The organism is Streptosporangium subroseum, from assembly GCF_900188345.1.
Taxonomy (GTDB): Bacteria; Actinomycetota; Actinomycetes; order Streptosporangiales; family Streptosporangiaceae; genus Streptosporangium; species Streptosporangium subroseum.
On record NZ_FZOD01000017.1, the window covers coordinates 55,121 to 79,614 of the forward strand.

General features: G+C 68.4%; 23 protein-coding genes. 8 read left to right on the top strand and 15 right to left on the bottom strand.

The features are described 5' to 3' along the window. Nucleotides 1-491 precede the first annotated feature (491 nt). Together CHC08_RS18765 and CHC08_RS18770 are read right to left on the bottom strand one after the other, a co-directional pair. On the bottom strand, nt 492-1,520 hold the full coding sequence (locus CHC08_RS18765) for a hypothetical protein (protein ID WP_089208606.1): 1,029 nt from the start codon (nt 1,518-1,520) through the stop codon (nt 492-494). Nucleotides 1,521-1,803: 283 nt separating this feature from the next. Then, complete coding sequence (locus CHC08_RS18770; protein ID WP_143653271.1) at nt 1,804-2,463, bottom strand: hypothetical protein; 660 nt, start codon at nt 2,461-2,463, stop codon at nt 1,804-1,806. A gap of 579 nt (nt 2,464-3,042) precedes the next feature. Between CHC08_RS18770 and CHC08_RS18775 the strand changes: the two genes are divergently transcribed. Further along, nucleotides 3,043-4,056 (top strand): NAD(P)/FAD-dependent oxidoreductase, encoded by a 1,014-nt coding sequence (locus tag CHC08_RS18775; protein ID WP_089208608.1) that lies wholly within the window; start codon nt 3,043-3,045, stop codon nt 4,054-4,056. Nucleotides 4,057-4,181: 125 nt separating this feature from the next. Then, the gene (locus CHC08_RS18780; protein WP_089208609.1) at nt 4,182-4,817 is read left to right on the top strand and encodes an SAM-dependent methyltransferase; all 636 of its coding nucleotides are present in this window, start codon (nt 4,182-4,184) and stop codon (nt 4,815-4,817) included. Between the two features lie 152 nt (nt 4,818-4,969). Here the strand turns inward: CHC08_RS18780 and CHC08_RS18785 are convergent, their stop codons facing one another. From CHC08_RS18785 to CHC08_RS18800, 4 genes are all read right to left on the bottom strand, one after another. Then, entirely contained in the window at nt 4,970-6,214 is a 1,245-nt protein-coding gene (locus tag CHC08_RS18785; RefSeq protein ID WP_089208610.1) for an RNA polymerase sigma factor, read from the bottom strand. Nucleotides 6,215-6,222: 8 nt separating this feature from the next. Next, nucleotides 6,223-6,630: a YciI family protein gene (locus CHC08_RS18790; protein WP_245878411.1), complete on the bottom strand. Its 408-nt coding sequence runs from the start codon at nt 6,628-6,630 to the stop codon at nt 6,223-6,225. A gap of 138 nt (nt 6,631-6,768) precedes the next feature. Then, nucleotides 6,769-7,830, bottom strand: coding sequence for a serine hydrolase domain-containing protein (locus CHC08_RS18795; RefSeq protein WP_218825365.1), 1,062 nt, complete (start codon nt 7,828-7,830; stop codon nt 6,769-6,771). A 27-nt stretch (nt 7,831-7,857) separates the two neighbouring features. Next, on the bottom strand, nt 7,858-9,249 hold the full coding sequence (locus CHC08_RS18800) for a phthalyl amidase (RefSeq protein ID WP_089208613.1): 1,392 nt from the start codon (nt 9,247-9,249) through the stop codon (nt 7,858-7,860). A 414-nt stretch (nt 9,250-9,663) separates the two neighbouring features. On the opposite strand from CHC08_RS18800, the gene CHC08_RS18805 reads away from it, so the two are divergent. Together CHC08_RS18805 and CHC08_RS18810 are read left to right on the top strand one after the other, a co-directional pair. Next, entirely contained in the window at nt 9,664-10,374 is a 711-nt protein-coding gene (locus tag CHC08_RS18805; protein ID WP_089208614.1) for an SDR family NAD(P)-dependent oxidoreductase, read from the top strand. Nucleotides 10,375-11,130: 756 nt separating this feature from the next. Continuing rightward, nucleotides 11,131-12,207 (top strand): esterase-like activity of phytase family protein, encoded by a 1,077-nt coding sequence (locus CHC08_RS18810; protein ID WP_245878405.1) that lies wholly within the window; start codon nt 11,131-11,133, stop codon nt 12,205-12,207. A gap of 288 nt (nt 12,208-12,495) precedes the next feature. On the opposite strand, the gene CHC08_RS18815 is transcribed toward CHC08_RS18810, so the two are convergent. Beyond that, nucleotides 12,496-12,831 (bottom strand): NIPSNAP family protein, encoded by a 336-nt coding sequence (locus tag CHC08_RS18815; protein WP_089208710.1) that lies wholly within the window; start codon nt 12,829-12,831, stop codon nt 12,496-12,498. Between the two features lie 410 nt (nt 12,832-13,241). Between CHC08_RS18815 and CHC08_RS18820 the strand changes: the two genes are divergently transcribed. Further along, nucleotides 13,242-14,465, top strand: coding sequence for a beta-ketoacyl-[acyl-carrier-protein] synthase family protein (locus tag CHC08_RS18820; protein WP_089208615.1), 1,224 nt, complete (start codon nt 13,242-13,244; stop codon nt 14,463-14,465). Between the two features lie 112 nt (nt 14,466-14,577). Continuing rightward, a complete protein-coding gene (locus tag CHC08_RS18825; RefSeq protein ID WP_245878406.1) occupies nt 14,578-15,594 on the top strand; it encodes a hypothetical protein in 1,017 nt (338 codons plus the stop codon). Nucleotides 15,595-15,633: 39 nt separating this feature from the next. On the opposite strand, the gene CHC08_RS18830 is transcribed toward CHC08_RS18825, so the two are convergent. The 4 genes from CHC08_RS18830 to CHC08_RS18845 all read right to left on the bottom strand — a co-directional run bounded on the left by CHC08_RS18830 (nt 15,634) and on the right by CHC08_RS18845 (nt 19,292). Continuing rightward, nucleotides 15,634-16,452, bottom strand: a complete 819-nt coding sequence (locus CHC08_RS18830; RefSeq protein ID WP_089208616.1) for a GNAT family N-acetyltransferase — start codon at nt 16,450-16,452, stop codon at nt 15,634-15,636. Nucleotides 16,453-16,538: 86 nt separating this feature from the next. After that, nucleotides 16,539-17,564: a hypothetical protein gene (locus tag CHC08_RS18835; protein WP_143653272.1), complete on the bottom strand. Its 1,026-nt coding sequence runs from the start codon at nt 17,562-17,564 to the stop codon at nt 16,539-16,541. A gap of 363 nt (nt 17,565-17,927) precedes the next feature. Then, the gene (locus CHC08_RS18840) at nt 17,928-18,395 is read right to left on the bottom strand and encodes a hypothetical protein (protein WP_089208618.1); all 468 of its coding nucleotides are present in this window, start codon (nt 18,393-18,395) and stop codon (nt 17,928-17,930) included. Nucleotides 18,396-18,587: 192 nt separating this feature from the next. Next, nucleotides 18,588-19,292: a cytidylate kinase family protein gene (locus CHC08_RS18845; RefSeq protein WP_089208619.1), complete on the bottom strand. Its 705-nt coding sequence runs from the start codon at nt 19,290-19,292 to the stop codon at nt 18,588-18,590. A gap of 498 nt (nt 19,293-19,790) precedes the next feature. Between CHC08_RS18845 and CHC08_RS18855 the strand changes: the two genes are divergently transcribed. Then, nucleotides 19,791-20,180, top strand: a complete 390-nt coding sequence (locus CHC08_RS18855) for a hypothetical protein (protein WP_089208621.1) — start codon at nt 19,791-19,793, stop codon at nt 20,178-20,180. A gap of 75 nt (nt 20,181-20,255) precedes the next feature. Here the strand turns inward: CHC08_RS18855 and CHC08_RS18860 are convergent, their stop codons facing one another. Beyond that, nucleotides 20,256-20,633, bottom strand: coding sequence for a hypothetical protein (locus tag CHC08_RS18860; RefSeq protein ID WP_143653273.1), 378 nt, complete (start codon nt 20,631-20,633; stop codon nt 20,256-20,258). Between the two features lie 177 nt (nt 20,634-20,810). On the opposite strand from CHC08_RS18860, the gene CHC08_RS18865 reads away from it, so the two are divergent. Further along, on the top strand, nt 20,811-21,098 hold the full coding sequence (locus tag CHC08_RS18865; RefSeq protein ID WP_089208623.1) for a DUF1905 domain-containing protein: 288 nt from the start codon (nt 20,811-20,813) through the stop codon (nt 21,096-21,098). A 98-nt stretch (nt 21,099-21,196) separates the two neighbouring features. On the opposite strand, the gene CHC08_RS18870 is transcribed toward CHC08_RS18865, so the two are convergent. The 3 genes from CHC08_RS18870 to CHC08_RS18880 form a co-directional block, all read right to left on the bottom strand. Continuing rightward, the gene (locus tag CHC08_RS18870; RefSeq protein ID WP_089208624.1) at nt 21,197-21,721 is read right to left on the bottom strand and encodes a GNAT family N-acetyltransferase; all 525 of its coding nucleotides are present in this window, start codon (nt 21,719-21,721) and stop codon (nt 21,197-21,199) included. A 143-nt stretch (nt 21,722-21,864) separates the two neighbouring features. Then, nucleotides 21,865-23,349 (bottom strand): hypothetical protein, encoded by a 1,485-nt coding sequence (locus tag CHC08_RS18875; protein ID WP_218825366.1) that lies wholly within the window; start codon nt 23,347-23,349, stop codon nt 21,865-21,867. Nucleotides 23,350-23,391: 42 nt separating this feature from the next. After that, nucleotides 23,392-24,483 (bottom strand): FAD-dependent monooxygenase, encoded by a 1,092-nt coding sequence (locus tag CHC08_RS18880; protein WP_089208626.1) that lies wholly within the window; start codon nt 24,481-24,483, stop codon nt 23,392-23,394. Between the last annotated feature and the right edge of the window lie 11 nt (nt 24,484-24,494).

Consider the following 24,494-nt stretch of genomic DNA (forward strand, 5'->3'; position numbering starts at 1 on the left):
GTCATGGAAATTTACGATTCGCAACCGGGTTCTGCTGTCGTTCGCACGGGGGCTCCGTGTCGTTTGGCCGAAATTTCGGGATTTAGTTGCCGTTCCAGCGATTGCAGAGATTTATTTGTCGCTTCAGGGCAGCTTCGGGAGCACCAGGTCGAGAAACCCTAGAGTTCCCACGAACCCAAGGATCGGCATCGGGTTGTTGGGGTGGTCTGGGAGGGTGTGCGCCTTTGGGTTCGCGGGAACCCGAGGCCCGCATACAGCCGGCGGGTCGGCCGCGGCGACGGACAGCTCCCAGAACGCAGCGACAGCAGACGGGTCAGCCTGGCGAGCCGATCGCTATCTGGGATTCTCGGGGGAGTGCCGGCGGACCCGTTGAGACGAGACGCCAGGGCCAGGGCGGCGGTCCGGTCGTGGCGGATTCGGTCTCGGCCATACGAACGGCGATGGTCCGGCCCGCGCCGTGAGGGCCGCGACGATCCTGGTTCTCATGCCGGTTACTCTCCTCCCGCGTAATACTCGTGCCGATGATCGGTGATGCTGTACCGGTCGCTCTGCCGGACGTCGCCGGATAGCAAGCCGTCGCCAAGCGGGTCGATGTCGAGCTCCCGCACCACCAGGGGCGTCCCCTCCTTGCCCGACACCGTCAGCACCTGAAGCGTCCCGTCGGGGGCGTACCGGAGAAGGTTCGGCACCTCATTGCCCCGCAGCGGCAGGTCCACGGCCGGCGAGCTGTCACCGCTGTCCAGGTCGTACAGGCGCACCCGCGAAGGCAGCTTCTCCTCGGGGTCGCCCCTCGTGACCCAGGCGAGCGTCTTGCCGTCCGGGGCGAGGGCCTCGGTGTAGGCGTCCGCGACGACCCGGGGCAGCGTGCCGCCCACCGGGGCGCTGCCGTCGAGTGGGTACGCGTACAGGGTCGTGATGCGGTCGGTCTCCCAGCGGGTGGCCAGCACCTCGTCGCCGTCGCCGCTGAACTCGAGCGCGTCGGCGGCTGCGGGCAGCTCGGTAACCTTGCCGGTCGCGACGGTGACCACCTTGGTGGGCAAGCGGTTGGGCCGGTCCGCGTAGTCGATGAGCAGCTTGTCACCGGTGGGTGACAGCTCGATTTGCAGGCTGAGGGTGCCGAAACCCTTAGGGCGCAGCCCGGCGGGCAGCACCGTGGCCGGGCCGCCGACACGGCGCACGACCAGGCGGTGGTCGCGGGCGCGCCAGTACGCGACCACTCGCCCGTCGGCGCTGACATCGAACTTGCTGAGGTAGTCGATCTCGCGGCCGTTGTCGTCGGTGACGCTGGTGGCGGCGTCACCGACGGTCAGATACCTGCCGTCGCGCAGCAGCAGCCGCCAGTGACCGCAGGGACCGGAGATGTCTGGGATCTTCTTGTCGGGACAGGACGGAAGATAGGCGGCGCGCACGGACGCCGGCCCGGTGCGTGCCTGAGCGGTGGCGACCGGGGCGGGGAGGAGAGCCGCCGCGCCGATGACCGCTGTGGCCAGGAGAGCGGCAGTCGCTGAAGGGTGCCTCATGATGAGTGATCTTGTCGCTCACGCGCTCACTTGGACAAGAGCGAGCGGCCGGTGGGTGATCACGGGTTGGCTACGGCCGGTTGGCCTCATGCCGCTGACGTGGCCGATTCGCATCGCGCGCACCAGCCGGCTGGACAGGAGCTTTCGACGGCCCAATGGCGTGGTGGCCGCGAGCGGGTCCGAGCTCTTACGGAGGCTCGTTGCGCGCAATCTCGGAAGTCGGACCTGAGAGTTTCCTTCCGAGCGCATCCCGGAAGGAAACTCATCTGCCGGCCGAGGAGGCTTACAGCGAGTCGGCTTCCCTGGAGTAGTTTCGGTGCCGCTGCACGCCGAGGAAACGGACCACCATCACACCGATGGCCACGGCAGCTGTCGTCCACACAACCCATTGCCCGATGGTCGTGATCACCTCATTCCTGCCTGGTGGTATCACGACCATCTGGACGGCCGCGCCGACCGGCACGGTCGCTTTGGCGAGCACACCGATTGCTCCCAGTCGCCTGGCACATGACCCTATGGCACCCAAAATCGGCCCGAGCGTAACACTCGCCGCCCACCAGAAGACCGTGTCATACACATAGGAGCCAAGCGGGACATCGTGGACGACCGTATCCACGGCGTAGTACACCGCCGTGGCGGCCAGCAGGGCCACCACACCGGCAACAGCGCCCCGGGCCAGGGATCGGGCCCCAAGGCCGCCCTGCTTGGCGCGGGTGGCCAGGAACCCCGCCAGCACCGCCAGCCCGGCCCATGCCCAGCCAGAGTCCAGCAGCACGCTCACGATCTCAATGATCGACCACCCGTTGGTCGTCGCTTCCCGGCTTTCCAGATCCACAGAAAGATGGGCTACGGCGTTGGCCAGGGAGGTCGCCGCGCCAAACACCGCGCCGGCCGCCAGGACGCCCACCAGGCTTTTCCAGCCGGGTCGCAGGTTGTCGATCATGGACGGCATTCTGCCGAACCAGGTCGTGACGGGCAATCGAAAGGGACCGGAGCAGGTTTCCCTCGGGACATCAGCCAGAGCGATACCTGGTGCCCGGTCGAGCCATCCTCGGTCGGGCCTGCACGCGACTCCTCGGCTTCACCATCGTTGCAACAACCTCAGCGAAGAGGCGGAAGTCTCACCAATCCCGAAATTCCATCAACCGCCAGGCCGTCACGCTCTACATGGAAAACGCCCTGGTCCAGAGGCCGAACGGACTATGGAGGCCCGCACGAACTCCGGGGTTATTCCTTAACCGCCCGTCTCGGGTCAACGCGAGCAGTTCGAAGTACGGCGAGACCACCGTCGATCGCGCCGCGACCTCACGCGAGAGGGTGCTGAGGGAGATCCAGACCGCCCCTCGCCCGCTGGGTCAGGACGGTGCCGTGTTCGTGGCACAGGGCACACAGGCATGGGCCCACGGCGGTCAGGACGGTCGAGAGGTCATCGTCTGCCGGCCCTCTGTTTGCTGTATTGGCAACGAAGTTTGTCAAGCGATGGACTCCGGACGGAGTATCTCCCCGACCGGAGGTGCTTAGCATGAATGCAGAGAGAGAAACCGCCGCCCCCGAAGAGGGGGAGCGGCGTTATGACGTGGTGGTCGTCGGCGGCGGAGCCGCCGGGTTGGGCGGGGCGCTGCCCCTGGCGCGGGCACGCCGCTCGGTGCTGGTGATCGACGCGGGACGGCCGCGCAACGCTCCGGCGTCCCATATCCACAACTACCTGGGACGCGAGGGGACGGCGCCCTCGCAGCTGCTGGCCACGGGCCGCGAGGAGGTGACCGGCTACGGCGGCGAGATCGTGGAGGGCAACGTCGTGGCGGCCGAGCGCCTGGAGGACGGTGGCTTCCGCGTCACACTCGAAGACGGGTCCGCGGTCGTGGCGAGACGGCTGCTGGTGACCACCGGCCTGGTCGACGAGCTGCCGCAGGTGCCGGGGGTGGCCGAGCGATGGGGACGCGAGGTGCTGCACTGCCCGTACTGCCACGGATGGGAGGTCCGCGACCAGCCGATCGGCATCCTGGCCACCGGGCCGAACGCGGTGCACCAGGCCCTGCTGTGGCGCCAGTGGAGCGCGGAGGTGACCCTCTTCCTGCACACCGAGCCCAAGCTCGGCGACGAGGAGTACGAGCAGCTGGCCGCCCGTGACATCGCCGTGGTGGACGGGCGGGTGACGGCGCTGGCGGTGACGGACGACCGGCTCACCGGTGTGACCGTGGACGACGGACGGGTGATCCCCTGCCGGGCTCTCGCGGTGAGCCCGCGCTTCACCGCCCGCGCGGACGTCCTCACCAGCCTGGGCCTGGGGACGACCGAGCAGGAGATGGCCGGGCAGGTGATCGGCAGCTACGTCGCCTCCGACCCGTCCGGGGCGACGGAGCTGCCCGGGGTGTGGGTGGCCGGAAACGTGGCCAACCTGATGGAGCAGGTCATCGGTGCCGCCGGCGCGGGCCTGCGCGCCGCCGCGGCGATCAACGCCGACCTGGTCGCCGAGGACACCCGCCGGGCCGTCACCGCCCGCCGCACTCCTTTCTCCGCGCGGATGGAACCGTAAGCCCGCGAGCGTGTGCTCGGCGATGGAACCGTAAGTCCGCGAGCGCGTGCCCGGCGACCGCCGGCACGGTCTGACCCCGCCCGGCACGAAGACATGAACCACGAAGACATGAAAGAGGTACGCCGATGACCGATGACAATGTCTCGGACGCGGAGTTCTGGGACGCCCGTTACAGCCAGAGCGACCAGGTCTGGAGCGGGAACCCCAACACCGTCCTGGTCCGTGAGATCACCGGCCTGGAGCCGGGTAGGGCCCTGGACCTGGGCTGCGGCGAGGGAGCCGACGCGATCTGGCTCGCACAGCGGGGGTGGCGGGTCACCGCCACCGACATCTCCCAGGTCGCCCTCGACCGTGCGGCCCGGCACGCGGCCGAGGCGGGCGTCTCCGATCGCGTCGACTGGCAACGGCACGACCTGGGAGCGTCCTTCCCCGACGGCGTCTTCGACCTCGTCTCCGCCCAGTTCCTGCACTCCCTCGGCGACATGCCACGAGAGAAGATCCTGCGGACCGCGGCCTCAGCCGTCGCGCCCGGCGGGGTGCTCCTCATCGTCGGGCACTCGGGACACCCCTCCTGGGAGCACGATCACCATCCCGACGTGGTCCTTCCCACGCCGCAGGAGGTCCTTGAAGCCCTGGAACTCGCAGAGGAGCAGTGGGAGGTGCTGATCAGCGAGGAACACGAGCGGATCCAGATCGGCCCCGACGGGCAGCCGGGCACCCGTACGGACAACACGCTCAAGGTCCGGCGCCTGGGCGGTTGAGCCTTCCGTCTCGAGTTCCAACGGACAACACGCTCAAGGTCCGGCGCCTGGGCGGCTGAGCCTTCCGTCTCGAATTCCATCGGCCCGTCCTCCGGCGCCCGCCGTCCTCTGACGTTCAGCGCGTCGCCCACCGGCACCTCGCGGCGAAGGAATCACCGGTCGCCGGTGAGGCGGGCGGCCCGGGCGTGGAGGTAGCGCTGCTGCGGGAGGTTGGTCGTTCGCCGGGCCGCCTCCCGATAGGAGTCGCGTGCCGCCGCGTGATCACCGGCCATCTCCAGCAGGTGCGCGCGGACCGCGTGGAGCCGGTGGTCCCCGGCGATCCGCTCGTCGGCCCGGAGCTTTCCGAGCAGGTCGAGACCGGCGCGCGCGCCTCGGGCCATGGCCACCGCGACGGCGTGGTTCAGGGCCACCATGGGATTGTCGGAGATGCGCATCAGCAGCTCGTAGAGCGCCACGATCTGCGGCCAGTCGGTCGCGTCGGCATCCGGCGCCTCGTCGTGGATCGCGGCGATCGCCGCCTGGAGCTGGTAGGGGCCTGGCACTCCCCGAGGGAGCGCTGCGGTGATGAGTGCCACGCCCTCGGCGATGTGGCCGGCGTTCCAGAGGCTCCGATCCTGCTCGGCCATCGGGATCAGCCCGCCGTCCGGCCCGGCACGCGCCGGCCGTCGGGCGTCGGTCAGCAGCATGAGCGCGAGCAGCCCCGCCACCTCACCGTCGTCGGGCAGCAGGCGGTGGACCAGCCGGACCAGGCGGATCGCCTCGGCCGACAGCTCACCGCGGTGCAGGCTCGGCCCCGACGTGCTGACATAGCCCTCGTTGAAGATCAGGTAGAGCACGTGGAGAACCACGACGAGCCGCTGGGCGCGCGCGGCGGCCGGGGGCATGCCGAAGGGAACACCGCTGTCCTTGACGCGCTGCTTGGCCCGGCTGATGCGCCGGGTCATGGTCGCCTCCGGTACGAGAAACGCCCGGGCGATCTCCGCGGTGGTCAGGCCGCCGACCGCCCGCAGGGTGAGCGCGATCTGCGACGCCGGCGACAGCGAGGGATGGCAGCACATGAACAGCAGGATGAGCGTGTCGTCGGACTCCGGCACCGGCCTGTCGGCGGCGGGCTCCGTCCATTGGCCGGGCGGCGTCCACCTGGCGACGGTGTCCTCACGGCGCCGGCGCGCCTGCTCGCCACGGAGCAGGTCGGTCAGCCTGCGCGCGGCGACCGTGATCAGCCAGCCTCGCGGACTGTCCGGGGTCCCCTCCTTCGGCCACTGCACGGCGGCCGCGAGGAGTGCCTCCTGCACCGCGTCCTCGGCGAGGTCGAAATTCCCGTAACGCCGCACCACCGCGCCGAGGACCTGCGGCGCCAGCCGGCGCAGCAGGTCCTCAACCTCGATCTCGGGCACGGAAGCGGTCAGATCTCCAGCTCGGCCTGGGACTCCGCGATCGGCCGTACGTCCGCGTAGGCCCTCGCGGCGACGTGGGCCGGAGCCGGGCAGTCGCCCAGCCGGGCGGCGATCTCGGTCGCCCGGTCGAAGCTCTCACACTCCACGACCCAGTAACCGGCCAGCACCTCCTGGGTCTCGGCGTACGGCCCGTCCGTCACGACCGAGACACCGTCCCGCGACTCGAGTCTCCTGGTGTGCACCGGAGCGACCAGGGCTCGCGTCTCGACGAGCTCGCCGGACTCCTCCAGCTCCTTGTTGAGCGACTCCATGAACGCGCCCATCGCCGCGAAGTCCTCCCCGGACCAGGCCGGTTCGCCGGTGGCCTTGCCCGCCATGCCGTCGTAGTCCTGCTGCGACCCGTAGGTCAAGATCATGTACTTCACGGTCTCTCCTCCTGACCGGCACCCCATCGGCGCCTCTCACCGGAGACGTCGGAGCCACCGGCCCATCCCGGACATCCACCCACCACCGATTCGCACGTTATTGCCGTTCGCCCGTGCGCTCAACACGGTTCAGAGCGCGGCGTACACCGCGTTGATCAGCGCCATCTTGCGCGGGTCGTCGGCGATCTGCGAGCCCATCCGGTTCATCACGTACCCGATGCTCAGCCCGGCCTCGGGGTCGGCCAGGCCGAAGGAGCCGCCGTAGCCGTCGTGCCCGAACGCGCGAGGGTTCGGGCCGTAGGAACCGCGGGGACCGCTCAGCCAGTAGCCCAGCCCGATCTCCGTCTCCCCGCCGAAGCCCGCGCCGAGCACGAGGTCCACGCATGCCCCCTGCCCCTCGCGCATTCGCTCGACCGCTGACTCGCCGAGCACCTTCCGGTCGCCGAAGCGACCTTTCGAGGCCGCGATGCCGTACAGCTGCGCAACCGCTCCGGCGGTGCCGTGACCGCCCGCCGCGGGCAGCTCGGCGCGGCGCCACGGCAGGCTGTTGGCCTCGGCCGCGCCCACGGGCGGGTTGGCGAGCGCGGCGACCGCGGCCGGGTGCATCTGGGCGATGACCTCGGCCTGCTCGCTCGATCCGGAGGCGGGCGGGTGCACGAGCTCGGCCACCCGGTGATCCTCGGACTCGGGCAGTCCGATGAAGAAATCGACGCCGAGCGGCCCGGTGACCTCCTCGCGCAGGAAAGCGCCGACGCTACGGCCGTCGATCCGCCTGATCACCTCACCGACCAGAAAGCCGTAGCTCATCGCGTGGTACCCCGACACGGTGCCCGGCTCCCACCACGGCTCCATCGCGGCCAGGCGCGATGTCATCAGCTTCCCGTCGAACAGCTCCTCCACGCTGGTCGGCTCCCGCGGTCCCGCGAGCCCCGCCCGGTGCGAGAGCAGGTGGCGGACCGGAATGTCCTGCTTGCCGCCGGCGGCGAACTCCGGCCAGTAGGCACTGACCGGGGCGTCGAGGTCGAGCAGTCCGCGGTCGGCCAGCATGTGGGCGCAGAGCGCGGTGACGCCCTTGGTCGTCGACCACACGTTGACCAGGGTGTCGCGCTCCCAGAGCCGGGCCCGGTCCGGGGCGGTGTGGCCGCCCCACAGGTCGACGACGGTCCGGAGCCGGATGGAAACCGTGCCCACGCTCGGGGCCCGCCTCCCCGGGATGGCTCAGGGGCAGGCCGGGGCGACGAAGGCCGGGCGGGTCACCTCGGTGAAGCGGCAGCCGAAATCCGGCTTCGACGTGTGGTGGACCTGGTCGCCCGCCGCGCGCCTGCCCTTCTCGACCCAGGTGACCAGGTCGTCGAAGGCCCGGGTCAGCTCGCCCTGGGTGAAGTCGCAGTGACCGACCCCCCTGATCGCGCGGGAGACGAAGTTGCCGGTCTGCCGGTTGCGCGCCGTACGGTCCGCGTAGATCTGCTCCATCGAGTACGGGACGAAGAGGTCGCCGATGTCGTGCAGGGAGAGAACGGGGATGCGGGGGTCGCCCAGCACCGCGGGGACGCCGCTGAGGTCGCGGCTCGGACGGTCGGTGGCGGCGATCCTCAACACGTCACGGTTGAGCTCGCGCTCGGCTCTCGTCAGGCCGGGCCGGTCGTCAAGCTGGTAGACCGTCCGCCGGTTGTCCACGACGTTGCCCTCGGCGATGTTCGAGGTGCCCCCGGTCAGGCCCGGGTAGAGACCGAACAGGAACGGGATCTGGGTGAGCGGCGCGCGGCCGATCGCGTTCCAGTAGGCGAAGGCGGAGTCGAATCCGGGACGGTCGCCGCCGCTGCGCCGCTCGACGGCGTCGCTCCAGGTCCTGCCCAGCTTGGTGAGCGTCGGGGGGATGCCCCGGGTGAATCCGCTGCCGAGTTCGGGCAGCAGGCCGAGCACCCGATCGGCGTAGGTCTGCTGGTATTCGGGCGTGGGGGAGAGCGGGAAGTCGGTCCGCGTTCCGGTGAGCGCGGCGGCCGTCACGTTGGCGTCGGTGAAGTAATCGAACAATTCGGTGTCGCCCAGGACGCCACATGCGGGAAGCGCCCCGGCGAACGTCCTGCGGTAGTGCTCGACGGCGACCGCGGTGACGTGCCCGCCCATCGAGAAGCCGGTCATGTAGACGCGGCGCGCGGACCTGCCGGTGACTCCGCGTACCAGCGCGATCAGCGCGTGCGAGTCCTTGACGCCCTGTCCGACGTCGTAGCCGTTGGTCTGGTAGCTGGAGGCGGCCCAGGCGTATCCCCGCGCGATGAGGTGGGCCCGCAGGGGGGAGTTGTCGACGTAGACGGTGGTGTCGGTGCCCCGGTAGCCGTGGGCGTGCAGCACCAGCTCACCGTTCCAGTTCGAGGGAACCTCGATCCGGTAGGCGGCGCCCCGCTCGATGCCCGCGTGGACGGTGGTGCCCGGCAGCGCGGTGAAGGGCGTGCCGGAGGGATACTCACACCACGGGTCGGCCACGGTGTATCCGGGTTGGGTCTCGCTGGGCGCGGGTGGGGCGCAGGCTGCCGCCACGGCGGGCGGTGACCAGACGACCGAGAAGGCCGCGACCATCAGGATCGCGACTCCGAGCCGAAGTGACCTCATCGGGCGCCTCCACCAGAAGATTAATCTGTCCTGCTGGATGTACCACGCCCTGACAATCATCGGTAGGCCCAGTTTCGCCGACTGTCAGATCCCAGGTGCCCGCGGCGTGTTTGTTGTTTTTTGACCAGTACTTCCGGAACACCGTTTGACGTGGGCCGGGCCTGGGGATCGCACGTCGTGGAGGACAGCGGCCTCGTCACCGGGCGGGATCCGGCGCCCGCGAAGGCCACCGTGCACGCGGTCCCGGAATGGTGCGGTGCTCTCCTCGATCACCGATCGACCGGGGACGGACTCGCGAAGGGGTTCCGTCTCGCGGATCCGGCCGGTCCGGGGCCAGACGCGGCGCGTCGAGTGCCACCGGTGCGGCCGGATCCGCACACCGGTCATGGAACCGGCTGATCCGAAGGAGATTTTGTGGGCAACGGGCGCAGGGTCGCCGTCGTCACCGGTGCGTCACAGGGGATCGGCGCGGGCCTGGTGGCCGCGCTTCGCGACCGTGGTTATCAGATTGTCGCGACGGCGCGTTCGATGGAGCCGACGACCGATCCGGATGTGGTGACCGTGCCGGGTGACATCGTCGACCCCGCCACCGCCGACAATGTGATCTCCGCAGCCGTGTCGCGGTTCGGTCGGGTGGACACGTTGATCAACAACGCGGGGATCTTCATCTCGAAGCCCTTCACCGACTACACCGAAGAGGACTTCACCGCGATCATCAACGTGAACGTCGCCGGCTTCTACCGCATCACCCAGCGAGCCGTCGACGTCATGGTGAAGCAGGCCGGCGGTCACATCGTCAATGTCACCACGAGCCTGGTGGAGCAGCCCAGCGCGAAGGTGCCGTCCGTGCTCGCCTCGCTGACCAAGGGCGGCCTGAACGCCGCGACGAAGTCTCTCGCCATGGAGTACGCCACGCGTGGAATCCGCGTGAACGCCGTCTCGCTGGGAAACATCAAGACCTCCATGCACCCGGCCGAAACGTACGAGGCCCTCGCGAAGCTCCATCCCGTCGGTCGCATGGGCGAGATCGGCGACATCGTCACCGGGGTTCTCTACCTGGAGTCCGCCCCGTTCGTGACCGGCGAGATCCTGCACATCGACGGCGGACAGAGCGCCGGTCACTGAACCTGACCTGGCCGTCGGCATCCGCGCCGCGGTGGGATTCAAGCGTGGCGCGGATGCCGACGGCCACGACGGTCAGGCGAACCCTCTGAAAATCTGCCGCTGAGGGCTGCGAACCAAGACGCATACGTCCGCGGGAGGCGATTGTCCCGCTGAACCCCGACAAAAATCTCGGCGTGCTCGAACGCATACTTCAGCGACTTGATAATTGTGCGCCATGACGGGGTTTCGCCCATCATTGGTCTTTCTCTAAGGTCGCAAGATGAGGGAAAGACCAACGATGGGCAATGTTCGATGACGGGCAATGTAAGCGTCACAAGATTCGTGCGCGCGATATACGTGCAGATCGCGCCCCTCGACCGTATTCATGAAACTCGGCACTCTGCGGCGAGTCGCCGTGGAGGCTGCCGGACACCTGCTTGTGTGGGCACTAGGGTCCCTGCTGTCCATATGGCACCATGCTCGCTCCCCTTTCCGTGCCTTTTCCTCCTTCGCTGCGTCGAGGATGAAAATACGCGATAAATTGCTGATTCGCCGTGGCATTAAGCAGCCAACACCTCGTTGAGCGCCTAACGTCGTGGACATCGCTCGTGATCTACGATCTCATATTCCGGCCGGTCCCTTCGGGGGCTCTTTTGGAATAAGGAGAATCGTGTGGTCAATTCGCGAAGAATAATGACAATTGCCGTCGCGTTCGCGATGGCGGTCAGTTTCGGGACCTTCGACGCGCGAGCGTCAACCGCGGCAGCGCCGCCGGCGGTGTCACCGGACTTTAAGATCACCCGTTTCCTCGGTGAGCAGACACTGCCGCACAAGATGCAGTTCGGCGGCACCACCGTCGGCGGCCTGTCCGGCCTGGATCAGGACCCGCGCACCGGTACCTGGTACTTCATCTCCGATGACCGGAATCGCTACAACCCGGCCCGCTTCTACACCGGCCGCCTCGACATCAACCCGGCCACCGGAGCGTTCACCGGGGTCAACCTCACCGGGGTCACCACCCTGCTGGGCCCCGACGACAAGCCCTATCCGGGCTATGGCCTGCCTCGGTCCGCGGACCCGGAGACGATCCGCTTCGACCGGACGACCCGCCGGCTGCTCTGGGGTCACGAGGGCGATCGGCCCGAAGCCGCGAACCCTAACATTCCGGTCTCCGACCTGTTCGTCCGCTGGACCGACCCCACGGGCCTCCATCTGGGCGAGCTGCCCGTTCCCGACAACCTGAAGATGACCGACACCGACAAGGGCCCGCGGCGCAACTTCGGGTTCGAGGGTCTGACCTCCACCAAGGAGGCCATCACCGCCATCGCCGAAGGCCCACGGTACGAGGACGGCGAGCCGCCGACCGTGGAACACGGCGCGCCGGCCCGTCTCACCGTGTGGAAGCGCGACGGCCGGGTGCGCGGGCAGTACGCCTACCACATCGACCCGCTGCCCGCGGCGCCGATCCCGGCAGGAGGCCACTCCGACAGCGGGGTCTCCGAGATCCTGGCGATCGACGACAACCGCTATCTCGCCCTTGAGCGCTCCTGGATCGAGGGCGTCAACTACCGGGTCAAGCTGTACGAGATCAATCTGGATCGTGCCACGAACGTGCTCAACAGGGACAGCCTGGCAAACGGCCGACGCTACCGCCCGGTCACCAAGCGCCTGGTCGCCGATCTCAACACGCAGTTGGCGCCGTCGCCGGTGCAGAACCTCGAAGGTCTCGCCTGGGGACCGCGCCTGGACAACGGAGAATGCACCCTCGTGATCGGCAGCGACGACAACTTCGACACCCGGGAGACCACCCAGTTCCTGGCCTTCGCCGCCCAGGGCTGCCCGAGCGCGAGCTGACCGCGACCGGGCGCACACCCCGGGTCTCGCGTGTGGTCGGCCGGGGCCGAAGATGCGAGGTCTCGCCAACCTCGGCGCATCCGGCGGGAATGCGACGTCGCGGCTGATGACACCTTTTGACCCCTCGCCCCCGTTGCGGTGCGTAGTTCGTCACGTTCACGCGCGTTGAACGACCTTCCCTTGGCGAACGCCGCTCCGCGACGGAGGCGGAGCCGCCCGATGGCTCTGTCCTTCCGGGCGTCCTCCGCGTCTTCTCAGGTGTCCTTCGCGGTCGTTCGAGCGACGGTGTCATTGCCGTTGGAATGCCTGCGCGATCTGTTCCGAAGCCTCGAAGACAATCGTGTGATAGCTGTCGATCCGGGAAACGATCGCCTCGCGGGGGCCGAGCCGCCAGGCATCGCTGCCGTAGAACCTGTCCTCCTGCTCGCGGTGCGTCTCAAGGGACGTGAACGCGCGGATCAGGTAGGCCTCCTCATGCCCGTCCTCGGCTACCAGTGACGTGCCGTAGTCCACCACCCGAATACCGGACTCCTCCAGCAGCGGCACCGACTCCTCCCGCATGACACGGACGAACTCTTCACCGGTGCCTGGCTTCAACCGGTATGTGCGGACCTCGAGAATCACGGGCAACCTTTCCATGACATCCGGTGCGTCAGACGACGTTGACCGGTGCGGACGGCGCCTCGACGCCGGCCCGGCATCCTGACACGTTGTGTCGAGGATACCGGCGGTGATCAGCCCATGATCAGGCAACCGGACCATCCGGCATGACGATCCGGGGGAGGGGAGACCGGCGGCGGAACGGCGGGCGACACGTCGGCTGCCTCGCGCGGGCGCCCGCGTCCTGCCCGGTACGGCCCGGCAGCGATCGTGACAGCGCGGACAAATCTCCCACGACATTTTCGTTGATCAGGCCACCTGCCCGAGCGGCCGCGCCCTGGCAGGGTCTGTATCCGAGCCACTCGGCGGCATCGCTCACGGGACTTTCCCAAGGGCGAGGGGATCGCTGACGGGGCGGGACGAAGGAGTTGTCGATGGGGGACGGAATGAAGGCGGGCGCCTCGGTCACCGGGCTTGGCGCCACCACACCACTGGGCGGGGACGTGGCCTCCACCTGGGCCGGCATGCTGGAAGGGCGGTCCGGCATCACCGTGATAGAGGAGGAGTGGGCGGAGGGCCTGCCCGTGCGGATCGCCGGACGGTTGAGGGTGGAGCCCGCCGAGGTACTGGGCCGGGTGAAGGCCCGGCGGCTGGACCGCTGCCAGCAGGCCGCGCTCATCGCGGCAAGGGAGGCCTGGGCGGACGCCGGGGCTCCCGAGGTCGAGCCCGAGCGCCTGGCGGTGGTCATCGGCACGGGTGTCGGCGGGGTGCTGACCATGCTCGCTCAGGACGACCTCCTTGAGGCGTCCGGGGCGCGGAAGGTCTCGCCGTACACGGTCCCGATGCTGATGCCCAACGGGCCCGCGGCCGTGGTCAGCATCGAGTTCGGCGCACAGGGTGGCGCTCACACCCCGGTGAGCGCCTGCGCCTCCGGATCGGAGGCGATCGCGATGGGCCTGGACCTCATCCGCCTGGGCCGCGCCGACGTGGTGATCGCCGGTGGCTCCGAGGCGTGCGTCCACCCGCTTACCCTCGCCGGGTTTGCCCAGGCCAGGGCCGTGTCCAAGCGCAATGACGCCCCGCAGGAGGCCTCCCGGCCTTTCGACACCGGGCGCGACGGGTTCGTTCTCGGCGAGGGGGCGGCCCTGGTGGTCCTGGAGCGCGAGGGGTTCGCCGCGGCTCGTGGAGCCCGAGTGCACGCCACGCTGGCCGGCGCGGGCACCACCTCCGACGCCCATCACATCACCTCCGCCGACGCGGGCGGGCAGATACGCGCGATGCGGCTGGCCCTGGCCTCGGCGGGGCTGGACGCTCTCGACGTCGGGCACGTGAACGCCCACGCCACCTCAACCCCGACCGGCGATCTGACGGAGGCCCTTTCGATCACCGAGGCGCTGGGAACGCATCCCGTGATCACCGCCACGAAGTCGATGACAGGTCACCTGTGCGGGGCCGCCGGGTCGCTGGGCGCGATCGCCGCGATCCTCGCCATCCGTGACGGGGTGATTCCCGCCGTCCGGAACCTGGAGGACCTGGACCCTCAGGTCAAGCTCGACATCGTCGCCGGGCGGCCGCGCCATGGCCGGTGGGCGGCGGCGATGACCAACTCCTTCGGCTTCGGCGGCCACAACGCGTCCCTGGCCTTCACCGCCGCCTGATGGCCGAAGTTGCCGAACCAGCGGTCCAGCCGCTTCGATGAACTCCGTGTCCCATCCGTTCTCCCTGACCGCACACCGACGTTGGCCGGCCGTTCGCACGATCATGATGATCATGATCCTCGGGCCGCTCGCGTTGACCGGCTGCACTCGATCGTCCGAACCGCCGTCGCTGCCGCCCGCCGGCGTGTACGACCACGACGCGGCGGGTGAGAACTCACGGGCCGAACCCGTTCCAACCGACGGTACGGCCGGGTCTGTCACTCGGCCGTTGACGGAGGCCGGCTGGTTCTGCGCACAGGTCCGGGCCAACGCGGACGGCCGTGCCCTGTGGTGCCGGATCGGCCACCGTGACCAGACGGACACGGTCTATCCGCAGGTCGCGCAGTTTCTGCTTGACCATGACGACCGGCTCGCCTGGGCGTGGTTCCCGCACGCCGAGCAGCCGGCGGACCCAGGAGGAGGTGATCAGGTCGTCGACGCCGCGGCGCCGGTGCTTGCCGCGATCTGGTCCGATGCCGGTGATCGCATGCGGAAGGAGATCGACGATTTCAATCGTGACCTCCGGGATCGGAGAGTGCAGCGGAGCGACGAGATCCCCCGGATCGCGTGGCGGGACAAGCATGCGGACTACAGCTATTCCGGGATCGACGGACTGATGGTCACCGCCCGGGACAGCTCCGTGCGGCGCTGGCCGTTCGGAGCCGAGCACTACGCGACCACGATGAGCTCCGCCGTGGATGATCTTCGGGCCGGCGGTTACGACTGTGCCTATCCGCCCCAGGAGAACTGCAACCGCCCCCAGTCGAACGGCTACTTCCATGTCACGCTCCGTGATGATCAGATCATCACGGCCCGGTTCGGCATCGGCAGCCAGATCGAGTCGGGACGGCAACGGCATCCGCTCAGCGAGGAGTTCCCGAATGGGCTCACCTTCCTGACCGAGGCGGTTCGCGGGCCGGTCACCGAACGCATCGAAGAGGCCCGGCGGTCCGGCACCGGTTTCGCCGGCATCGTGGCCGGGACGGTCGTGATCATCGACGCGAGCCGGGGCTCCGTCGGCAAAGCCGATTTCGCGGCGTACTTCGACATCCAGATCGGCGCCCCGCTGGCCGCGACCCTGCCCGTCTGAGGCCCTGCCCCGCACAGGACGGAGCGGTATGGAGGTGATTCAGTCGGGTTGCAGTGGTCGCCAGAGAGTTCGGGTGTGGGCGATCGTGAATCCGAGGCGTTGCAGGTTGGCTTGACTCGGCGACCCGAACGCGGTCGTGACGACCACGTATGAGGAAGTATCGGCGGCGTCGTGGAGGCGCTGTTGGATCAGGGCGCTCTGGCAGCCACGGTTGCGCATGCCCGGGACGGTTGCCGCGCCGGCGAGGTAACCGCGTTGCCGGGCGGTGTAGAGCGCTGCGGCTCCGGCCGGCCGGCCGTCGATGTAGGCGAGGTATCGGCGTAGGTGGGGTGAGCGATGTTCGATGGCCATCATCGCCCGCTGCGCCGAGTCCGCTTCTGCGGTGAGTCCGTATCCGCTGAACAGCGTCGCGAGGTAGACGGTGTCATCGTCGTCCGGCGTCACCTCACGTATCTCTATTCCAGGAGGCGTCGAGGTCGGCCGACCGGGTCGTGTGTGCAGGGTGGTGTTGACCTCGGCGGCGTAGAAGCCGGCATGGGCCAGTCGCCGTCCCAGAGACGCCGACGCGTCGCCGGCCCAGACCTCGATGAGGGGCAGCAGGGCCGCGTCGGCGAAGAAGGCGCAGATGGACTCCAGGTGGTGGGCGTCGTCCTGGTTGAAGCCCCGGGCCTTGTTGTAGGCGGGATGCCGGGGGAGGGCGGAAAGCCGGGTGGCGGTGGTACGTCCGAAGCGGGCCTTCGCCGCGGCGAGGCCGGGTTCGGCCATCGCGCGGGCGAAGTCGTCATCGATCTTGGCGGTGATGATCATCTCAGCCTCGTCGGCGCGCTGCTCCATTCCGACCATGCTGCCGTACTTCACTCACCCAGTGATCATCGTCGCGACCGGCGGCGCGTGGAGCCGGGAAACCATCACGGGGACTGAGCTTGGGTTCGATGCGGCCGTCCCTATGGAGCGCATTCCCCGATCCCGTGATTGCGATGGCAACGGGGATCCCAGTGGGAACCGTGATGCATCAGCGAGGCGGCCAGATCGGGGTGGGCGGCAGCCCAGACGTCATCGAAGATGAACCACTGGCGGTAGCCGGAGCGGCCATTGATATGGATGGCCATCTGAGCCACGTGCTCGCTCTGCCGGATGATCGTGCGGTGCGGATCGCGGCCTCGGGAAGGCTCGAACACCTCTAACAGACGTAGCGCGACCTCGTGTGCCTGCTGGTGAGCGCCGTACGTCTCCGGGATGTCCCGCTCGAAGTCGGGCCAGCGGTTGCAGCGTTCCAGGGCCGGTCCGATCTCGTCCTCGCCGGGCGCGACGAGGGCGCGCAGGACGGCCGGCTCTCCAGACCACTTATCGATCAGGGCGTCTGTCTCCCGCAGGGTTGCCGTGAGCTGGGGTAACCGGATGCCGGGAAAACACGCCGGGGTGTTCCAGCCGATGCTGTCGAAGGTGCTATAGAAGGTCAGCACGACCGCGTAGGTCGTCCCTTCACCTCCGGGCGGCGCGGGCGTCGGGGTCCAGGTCGCCACCGGAGGGGTGAACGGCCGGCCGGCGGAGAATCCGGGAGGGAGGTTGGGTAGTTCCCATCCGTCATGCAGCAGGTAGGCCCAGCGCTCCGGTTCGGCGGCCACGAGAGCGTCCTCGACGAAGAAGTAGGCCAGCATGACGTCGTCGTCATCGGTGAGCACCCGCACGCTGTGCTCGTCGACCCGTAGCTCCTGCTCGACGTAGAGGTGTTCCTCCAGCAGGCGGTGCAGCTCCGCTGTGCTCTGGGGCGCGGGCAGTCCGGTCTCGAAGATGGTGGACAGGCCGTAGACGTTCGCTCCGAGTTCGCGTGTGACCCACTCGTAAGCGTCGCCGGCTCCCGCCTCGTTCCAGACCCTGCGGAACCAGTCGAGCACCGTGGCATCGGGAAAGTGCCGTACCAGCCTGCCGGAGGGGCCTTCGTAGACGCTGCGGTAGATGAAGGAGACCATGACGCAGACCATCTCAAATGCTACTGACAGAACATGATCCGGCAGTTTGTCATGCTCCGCGGTTTCCCGGATGAACCGACCCGGCCTCCTGGCTCCTCAACCATGCCTTCCATTGGCTTGCTTTGGGCTTGAATGCCTCAGGGTGGTCCAACAACCACAGGAGGTACCGGGCTCGTAAGCGGAAGCCCTCATCAGGATCATCGGCGATCTCAACCAGGAGACGCCGCAACCGCAAGCCGCCGATCGCCCTGGCCAGTACGGCGTATCCAGCGTCTTTGCAGCGGTGCTCACGTCGTACGGCACGACAAATCAAGTCAACCAGCTGATCGATCACCTCGGTTGCCAGATACGGCACAGCCCTGGCTAGATCGTGCAACTTACCGTGTTTCGTCCCCAGCTCTTGGCGGAGGCCATCCACTCGTCCGGATACTGGGCCTCCCACTCCAGATAGAGCAGGACATACCTAAGTCCGGCCCAACCGGCGTAGGAGGCAGCGGGAGTGAACTCCCACAAAGCATCCGGCAGCGTTCTTCGTCGCTCGGCGATGTATCGGCCTCCCGCCTGATCAGCGGCCGACAACCCCTCCTCTCGCCAGACCTCATTGAAGGCATACAACGCCTCACTACGGCGATCTTGAGTAGCCCTCAGCCGGTCGCGCGCCTGCTCACGCCGAACGGGATCTTCCGAGATCAACTCGAACGTCCATCCCAAGCACCGATCCCACTCCTCAGCAGACTCCATGATCCCATTATCCGAATAGCAGGAGGGTCCGCCTACTTCTCCCTCGGCCTGGTCTTCCTGCGCACCCGGCTTCACGATCTCCGCCACCATCGACTACAGCGCTGTGGAAGCAAGGCTCAGCCTGACATTGAGATCCGTAGGTCCCTAAACGATCTCCAAGAGCGTTCAGGCCAGTTCACCCCGCAGGTCACGCTCGATCCGCCCGTTCGTATCGGCAAGCCCGATCCGGGGCGTACGGCCCCTTGGCTGGCAGAACCGGAGTACCGACGGTTTGAGCAATTGTCAAATCCTGTGTATCGATGAGTGTGGTCGGACTTCCCAGGTCGGCCGTTGGAGCTGATCGTTGTACACGATGATGTCGGCGTGGTCGGTTGGGCGGGCTGTGGCGAAGTAGAGCTGTTGGGAGGGGATATAGCGGTTGCGCCAGGACCGTTCGATTTCGGCGGTGTCGGCGGTGGATCCGGCCAGCGCTGTGCCTCGGTCCCGGGCGCGATCTACCGTCTGCTCGAATGGGACGGACACGAAGATGCGCAGGTCCCAGCGGTCGATGAGTTCTGGGCGCAGGAGGAAGACGCCGTCGAAGAGCAGTACGGCGTCTGCGGGGGTGGTCGTGGCCGGCGGAGACGATGGAGTGTCGGTGTCTCTGTCGTAGACCGTGTGTTGGAACCTTCGGTCTCCGCCTGGGCCCAGCGGATCGAGCAGGACCCGGCACAGCGCGGCGTGGTCGTGGGCGTCGAAGTAGCAGCCTTCGGCCGAGTACTGGCCGCGTCGGTAGCGCTGTGCACGGGGGAAGAGGAAGTCGTCGATGGTCGCGCGGATGACGTCGCGGCCCTGCGCGCGCAGGACGACGGCGAGCTCGTCGGCCAGCGTGGTCTTGCCGGCGGCGGGCGGCCCGTCGATGGCGACCCGTAGCGGGTGCGCGGTCGTGACGGACCTGATCGCCTCGGCCAGCCGACTGATGAGCTCGCCGCGGGTGCCTTGGTCCATTGCTGTCTCTCTCACGGTGTCTCTGTTTAGCACCGCACGTCAGGCTGCGGTCGCCGACTCGCGTTCGACGAGGACGCCTCGTTCGAAGCGGGCTCCGCGGATCGTCGGCCGGTTCGGTCGCATCGAGTCACGCGATGACGGCGGGATCCTGGTGTGCGATGATCAGCTTCGCCTTCTTCAGGGAGCGGAGCGCGTGATACTGGATCTTTCCATGGCTGAGGATTTCTGCACCACGTTCACCACCCACGACGACATCGGGACTGTCGCATCGCTGATCGGCGCAGTCCCTCTGGGGGTGGACTACCATTCCCAGAAGCTCTCACCTCGAACACCGCCACCATCATCCGCTGGGGCGACGGGACCCTGATCAACCAGCCCTACTATGGCCACGAATGTGCCCGCCAAGAGGCCATGAGCGCCCTGTCACGCCATGGCCACCTGGCCGTCTGCCTGGCGTGGGGAATCTCGCTCTCCCCATGGAGGAAGACATCCGCCAGGATGGACCCGTGGCACGCGGCGGGCGCATCCTTCGCCTATTTCGCCTACGCCGCGAACGGGAGACTGGAGGTCGGGTTCGACCCTTATGGCGACTCCGACAGGGCCGACCCGTCCGTCCGCTGCGGCTGGAATACCGGGGTGGTCGACGCCTACCTGCACGACCTGGACTTAAGCCCTTTTACGGTCGCGACGCAGCAGCCCGGGAGGGATCGGCACAAGTACGCCTGCGTCACCCTGATGGAACGCATCGCGGGCGCCACCTTTCCGGCGGATGTCGAAAGGCCGGATTCGCCCGGTGCGGGATTCACCATCGCCAGCCCGGTACCAACCATGAGCGGTGCCGAGTTTGCCCACTTCATGGGGCCGCCCGCCGGAGCGCTGAGGCGGTAGAGACGGCAGGCTGAACGTCTCGTTCCCCGCGATCCCGGCTTGCTAGATCAGAGTCTCCACCGAACCCGGGGCGATTCAGTCCGGCTCGATAACCCATACATCGATCGTCGCCCCCACAGTCTCGTCGGCGCTCGGAAGGCGTTTGGCAGCCTCGATACGATCGACTCTGTCGTCGGCGGACTGCGGAGTCCCTCGCCGTGCCCGTGTACCGAAGACGCCCTCCATCGCGTTGAGCGTGGGGCTGATGAGGTTGTCCAGATCCCAGACCTCGTTCGCATCGCGGGCCAGGGCAAGCCGGAACTCCAAACGAACGGCGAAACGCGCATTCTGGGGCTGCACTCCGCTCGCAGTGACAGCTGATCGAACGGCATCCTTCCAAGGCTTTTCGTGGGCTGTCGCGTAGGTGGCAGGTCGTCCAGTTACCTGAAGGGTCACGAGATGGCGATCTGTCATGTGCTCCAGGATCACACGCGACCGCGCTGACCGCGTAGAACTCCCACGAACGCACGATCGCTGCGAGACCAATGGCGCTCAATGCGGCACGGGCGGATGTCGAACACGGCCGCGAGGGCTGGTCAACTGGACGCATGAGCGTGTCTTCTGGAACCGGCCGGCTCCTATCCTGATCGCATGAACCTGGAATTCAGCGGCGAGATGTGGTTCTGGAAAGGCCCGGCGCCGTGGCATTTCATCACCGTTCCGGACGAGGAGTGCGGTGAGCTGGAAACGGCTTCCAGGCTGGTGACCTACGGCTGGGGCATGATTCCGGTCACGGCGCAGATCGGGGGAACCGCGTGGAAGACGTCGCTGTTCCCGAAAGATGGGCGGTACATCGTGCCGGTGAAGGCGTGGGTGCGGAAGGCCGAAGGGCTTGAGCTGGGCGACATGGTGAAGGTCCGTCTGGCCGTCGATGTCTGACCGGCCGGCGAACCGGCGAGTGCGCTGCGTGCGGCGGATGAGCGCACGGTATGAGCCACTCCCCATGCTGCTCGGGCCGGGGAACGCAGGCCGGCGGGTTACTGGATCTTGATCCAGTAACGTCGTACGGTGCCGAGCTCGGTGTCGCGGACGTCTTCGAGGACGCCGCCGTGGTGCTCGATCGTCTTCACCGAGGCGATGTTGCCGGCCTCGCAGGCGATCAGCACCCGGTCCAGGCCGAGCACCCGTGCCTCGTCGAGCATCCGGCCCAGCGCCCAGGTGGCCAGTCCGCGCCGGCGTGAGGACGGACGGATGCCGTAGCCGATGTGGCCGACCAGCAGCACGAAGTCGTTGAGCTCGTGCCGCAGCGCGATCCCGCCGAGCACCCGGTCGCCCTCGACGATCCAGCGGTACGTACAGCGCATCCGGCCGGTCTCTCCCGCCTTCGCCGGATCCGACTCGTCAGCCAGCCGCGCCACCCAGGTCGCGAACCCTTCCGGCGAGTCGACCTCGTCGGAAGGATGCAGCCCGAAGCCGTCCTCGTGGACGCCGGGACCCCACTCGTCACGCGCCTCGAGCCAGGCGGTGCGCAGGCGGGCGGTGGGCGCGACCAATTCGGGCATACGGCGACAATACCGATCTAGGACGCGCACTGGCACGGCAGCGGGTATTCCGTCGACCTCCGGCCAACCGCTCGGAAACAGCCGGTGGCAATGACCGTGCCTTTGACGGAGGGATGACGGCAGGCGAGGAGGTCGCTCACCTGTCACGGTCGTGAGCGCGTCGGGCGGCTCGCCGGTTCGCACAGATAGGGGCGGGCGAGGGTGAGGGCGATCGTGGTGAGGCCGATTCCGAAGTACACCGGAACCAGGTGTTCGAAGCTCGTGTATTGAATGATCATGTGCACGACGACGACGGGTACGAAGCCGGCGGTCGCGGCCAGGGCGAGCGACCACCACACCCACGACTCGCCGCGGCGCCAGCCCCACGCGCTGAGCAGGCCGACGGCCAGGGCGGAGGCCATGAGGGCGCCGCCGAAACCGGCCCGATCGTGAGCGACGAACGGCACGAGCCGGGGGTTGGCCGCGTGCAGGTGGCCGGCTTCGGTGCCCAGGAAGGTCAGGTCGGTGGAGACGAAGACGTCACTGAGACCCACGACGGAGACGACGGCGCCGCCCACGAACAGTCCGAGGCCGACCGTGATCATCAGGAGCTGGCCGACCAGGGCTCGCCGCCGCAGACGCTCCGGTCCTTCCGGCCACAGGATCCACCGGGGTGGTGCCGGGCGCCGCCACGTGGCCAGCAGGAACATCGGAAGCAACACCACGGTGACCGCGACGTGCAAGGGCTCCACGAAGCCCGTGCTCAGGAAGTAGAACAGGGTGGAGAAGGCGACCACGCCGGAGACGAGATACGCCTTACGGGCCCATCCCCATCCCTGTCGTATGCCGCCCCATGCCAGCCCGGCATACAGCACACCGATGGCCACCATGGTGGCGGCCATCGTGATCCGGTCGTGCTGAAGGAAGGGCACGAGGTTGTGGTTGACGGCGTTGAGGTGCTCCCGGTTCATGCCGAGATAGTCGTGGTCGTACCAGAGCAGCAGCGGTCCGAGCGTGATCATGGCGGCGCCCAGCCCGGCGCCGACCATGCCGAGCCCGGCGAGCAGGCCCCACCACCATCCTGGCCAGCGCCTCGGGTCGAGGGGAACGCTTCGCAGTCCGGTCGGCGGCGCGGTCGGGGTCATCGCTTCGATGACCCGCTGGAACCAGCCGGGTCCGGCGGCCACCAGCACGCCGGGTGTGGCCAGCACCGTTCTGGCCGGGTCGGTCAGCGCCGCCGTGGCACGCGCGATGGCCGGGTCGGCAAGGTGGACCAGGTCCGGTTCGTCACCGGTGACCACGCGGTCGACGTACGGTGCGAGCCGCGCGGCCACGTCGGGTGTGGTGGCTCGAATGATCACCGAACAGCGGCGGTCCGCCACGGCCCGGCGTACCAGCGGCACGTCGGCCGGGCCGACCGGTCCCACCTCGATGACGCCCGCACCCTGGACCGGCAGCGCCCGGATCGCGTCCCGGGCGAACTCGACCGGAACGACCGCGCCGAGCCGTGCCGCCACGTCCGCCGGTGGGCGGGGATGGTCGAACGACCAGGCGATGAGTCGTTCGCCTCCGGGCAGGGAGGTCAGCGTGGCCAGGGTCCGCAGCGCCGCTCGCTGCGACCGTCGCCGGCCCAGTACGAAGGCCGCCAAGGGGCGCAGAGGATGATAGGTCCAATCCGGCATGCCTCATGGTCACATACGCCAGCCGAGGATCGGGGCCATCGAGCGCAGCGTCATCCGCGTCGGGGTCAGCCGGGCCGCGACATCGCGCAGGAGCACCGCCGGTGGCCACGCCAGCTGACCGATCGTTCCGAGCCGTGCGGAGCGACGTACCACCGCCTGTGTCCGTGGTCGCCGCAGCCGGTCGTAGCGGGCCAGTGCGGAGGGGAGGTCCGAGGTGTGCTGGAGGCAGGCCGCCAGTGTCACCGCGTCCTCCAGCGCCTGGCAGGCGCCCTGGCCGAGGCTGGGCGTCATCGCGTGTGCCGCGTCGCCGACCAGGACGGTCCGGCCGGAGACGAAGGACGGCAGGGGCGGCAGATCGTATAGATCATGTCGAAGCACGGACTCCGGCGGCGTGGCCGCCAGCAGGGCGGGAATCGGGTCGGGCCAGGAGCCGAAACGGCGGCGCAGCTCGGCGTACTCGCCGTCGACGCCGGCGCGGCCCTCGGGCACCGTGGCGGCGGCGAAGCAGTACACCCGCCCGCCCGACATCTCGGTGAACCCGAACCGCTCTCCGCGGCCCCAGGTGACCGCGCCCTCGGTCAGCGGCGGCAACGGATCTGTGATCATTCGCCAGGCGGTGTGCCCGGCGTAGCGGGGCTCGCACCGCGGCCACAGACGCTGCCGGATGGCACTGCCCAGCCCGTCCGCGGCGACCACCAGTTCCGCCGCGGGGACATCGGTCACCTCCACCCCGGCCCGGAGCGCCTCGGGCGGCAGCGCCGCCAGAAGGATCCCCATCAGATCGACGCGATGCACCACGACGAGGGGAAACCCGAACCGGCGTTCAAGCTCCGCCGAACCGGTCCGCGACAGCCACCGGCCCTTCCCGTCCCGTACTCCGCCCCGGGCCTCCACCACGCCGAGCGCCGTCACCTGCTCCCGCAACCCGAGCAGTTCCAATGCCCGCAGGCCGTTCGGCCACAGCGACAGGCCCGCGCCGACCTCGGTGAACTCCCGCGCCCGCTCCAGTACGGTGACGTCCCAGCCGATCCGGCGCAGTGCGACGGCCGCGGCCAGCCCACCGATCCCGCCACCCACGATCACCGCGGTGCGCTCTGCCATGCCGACACTGT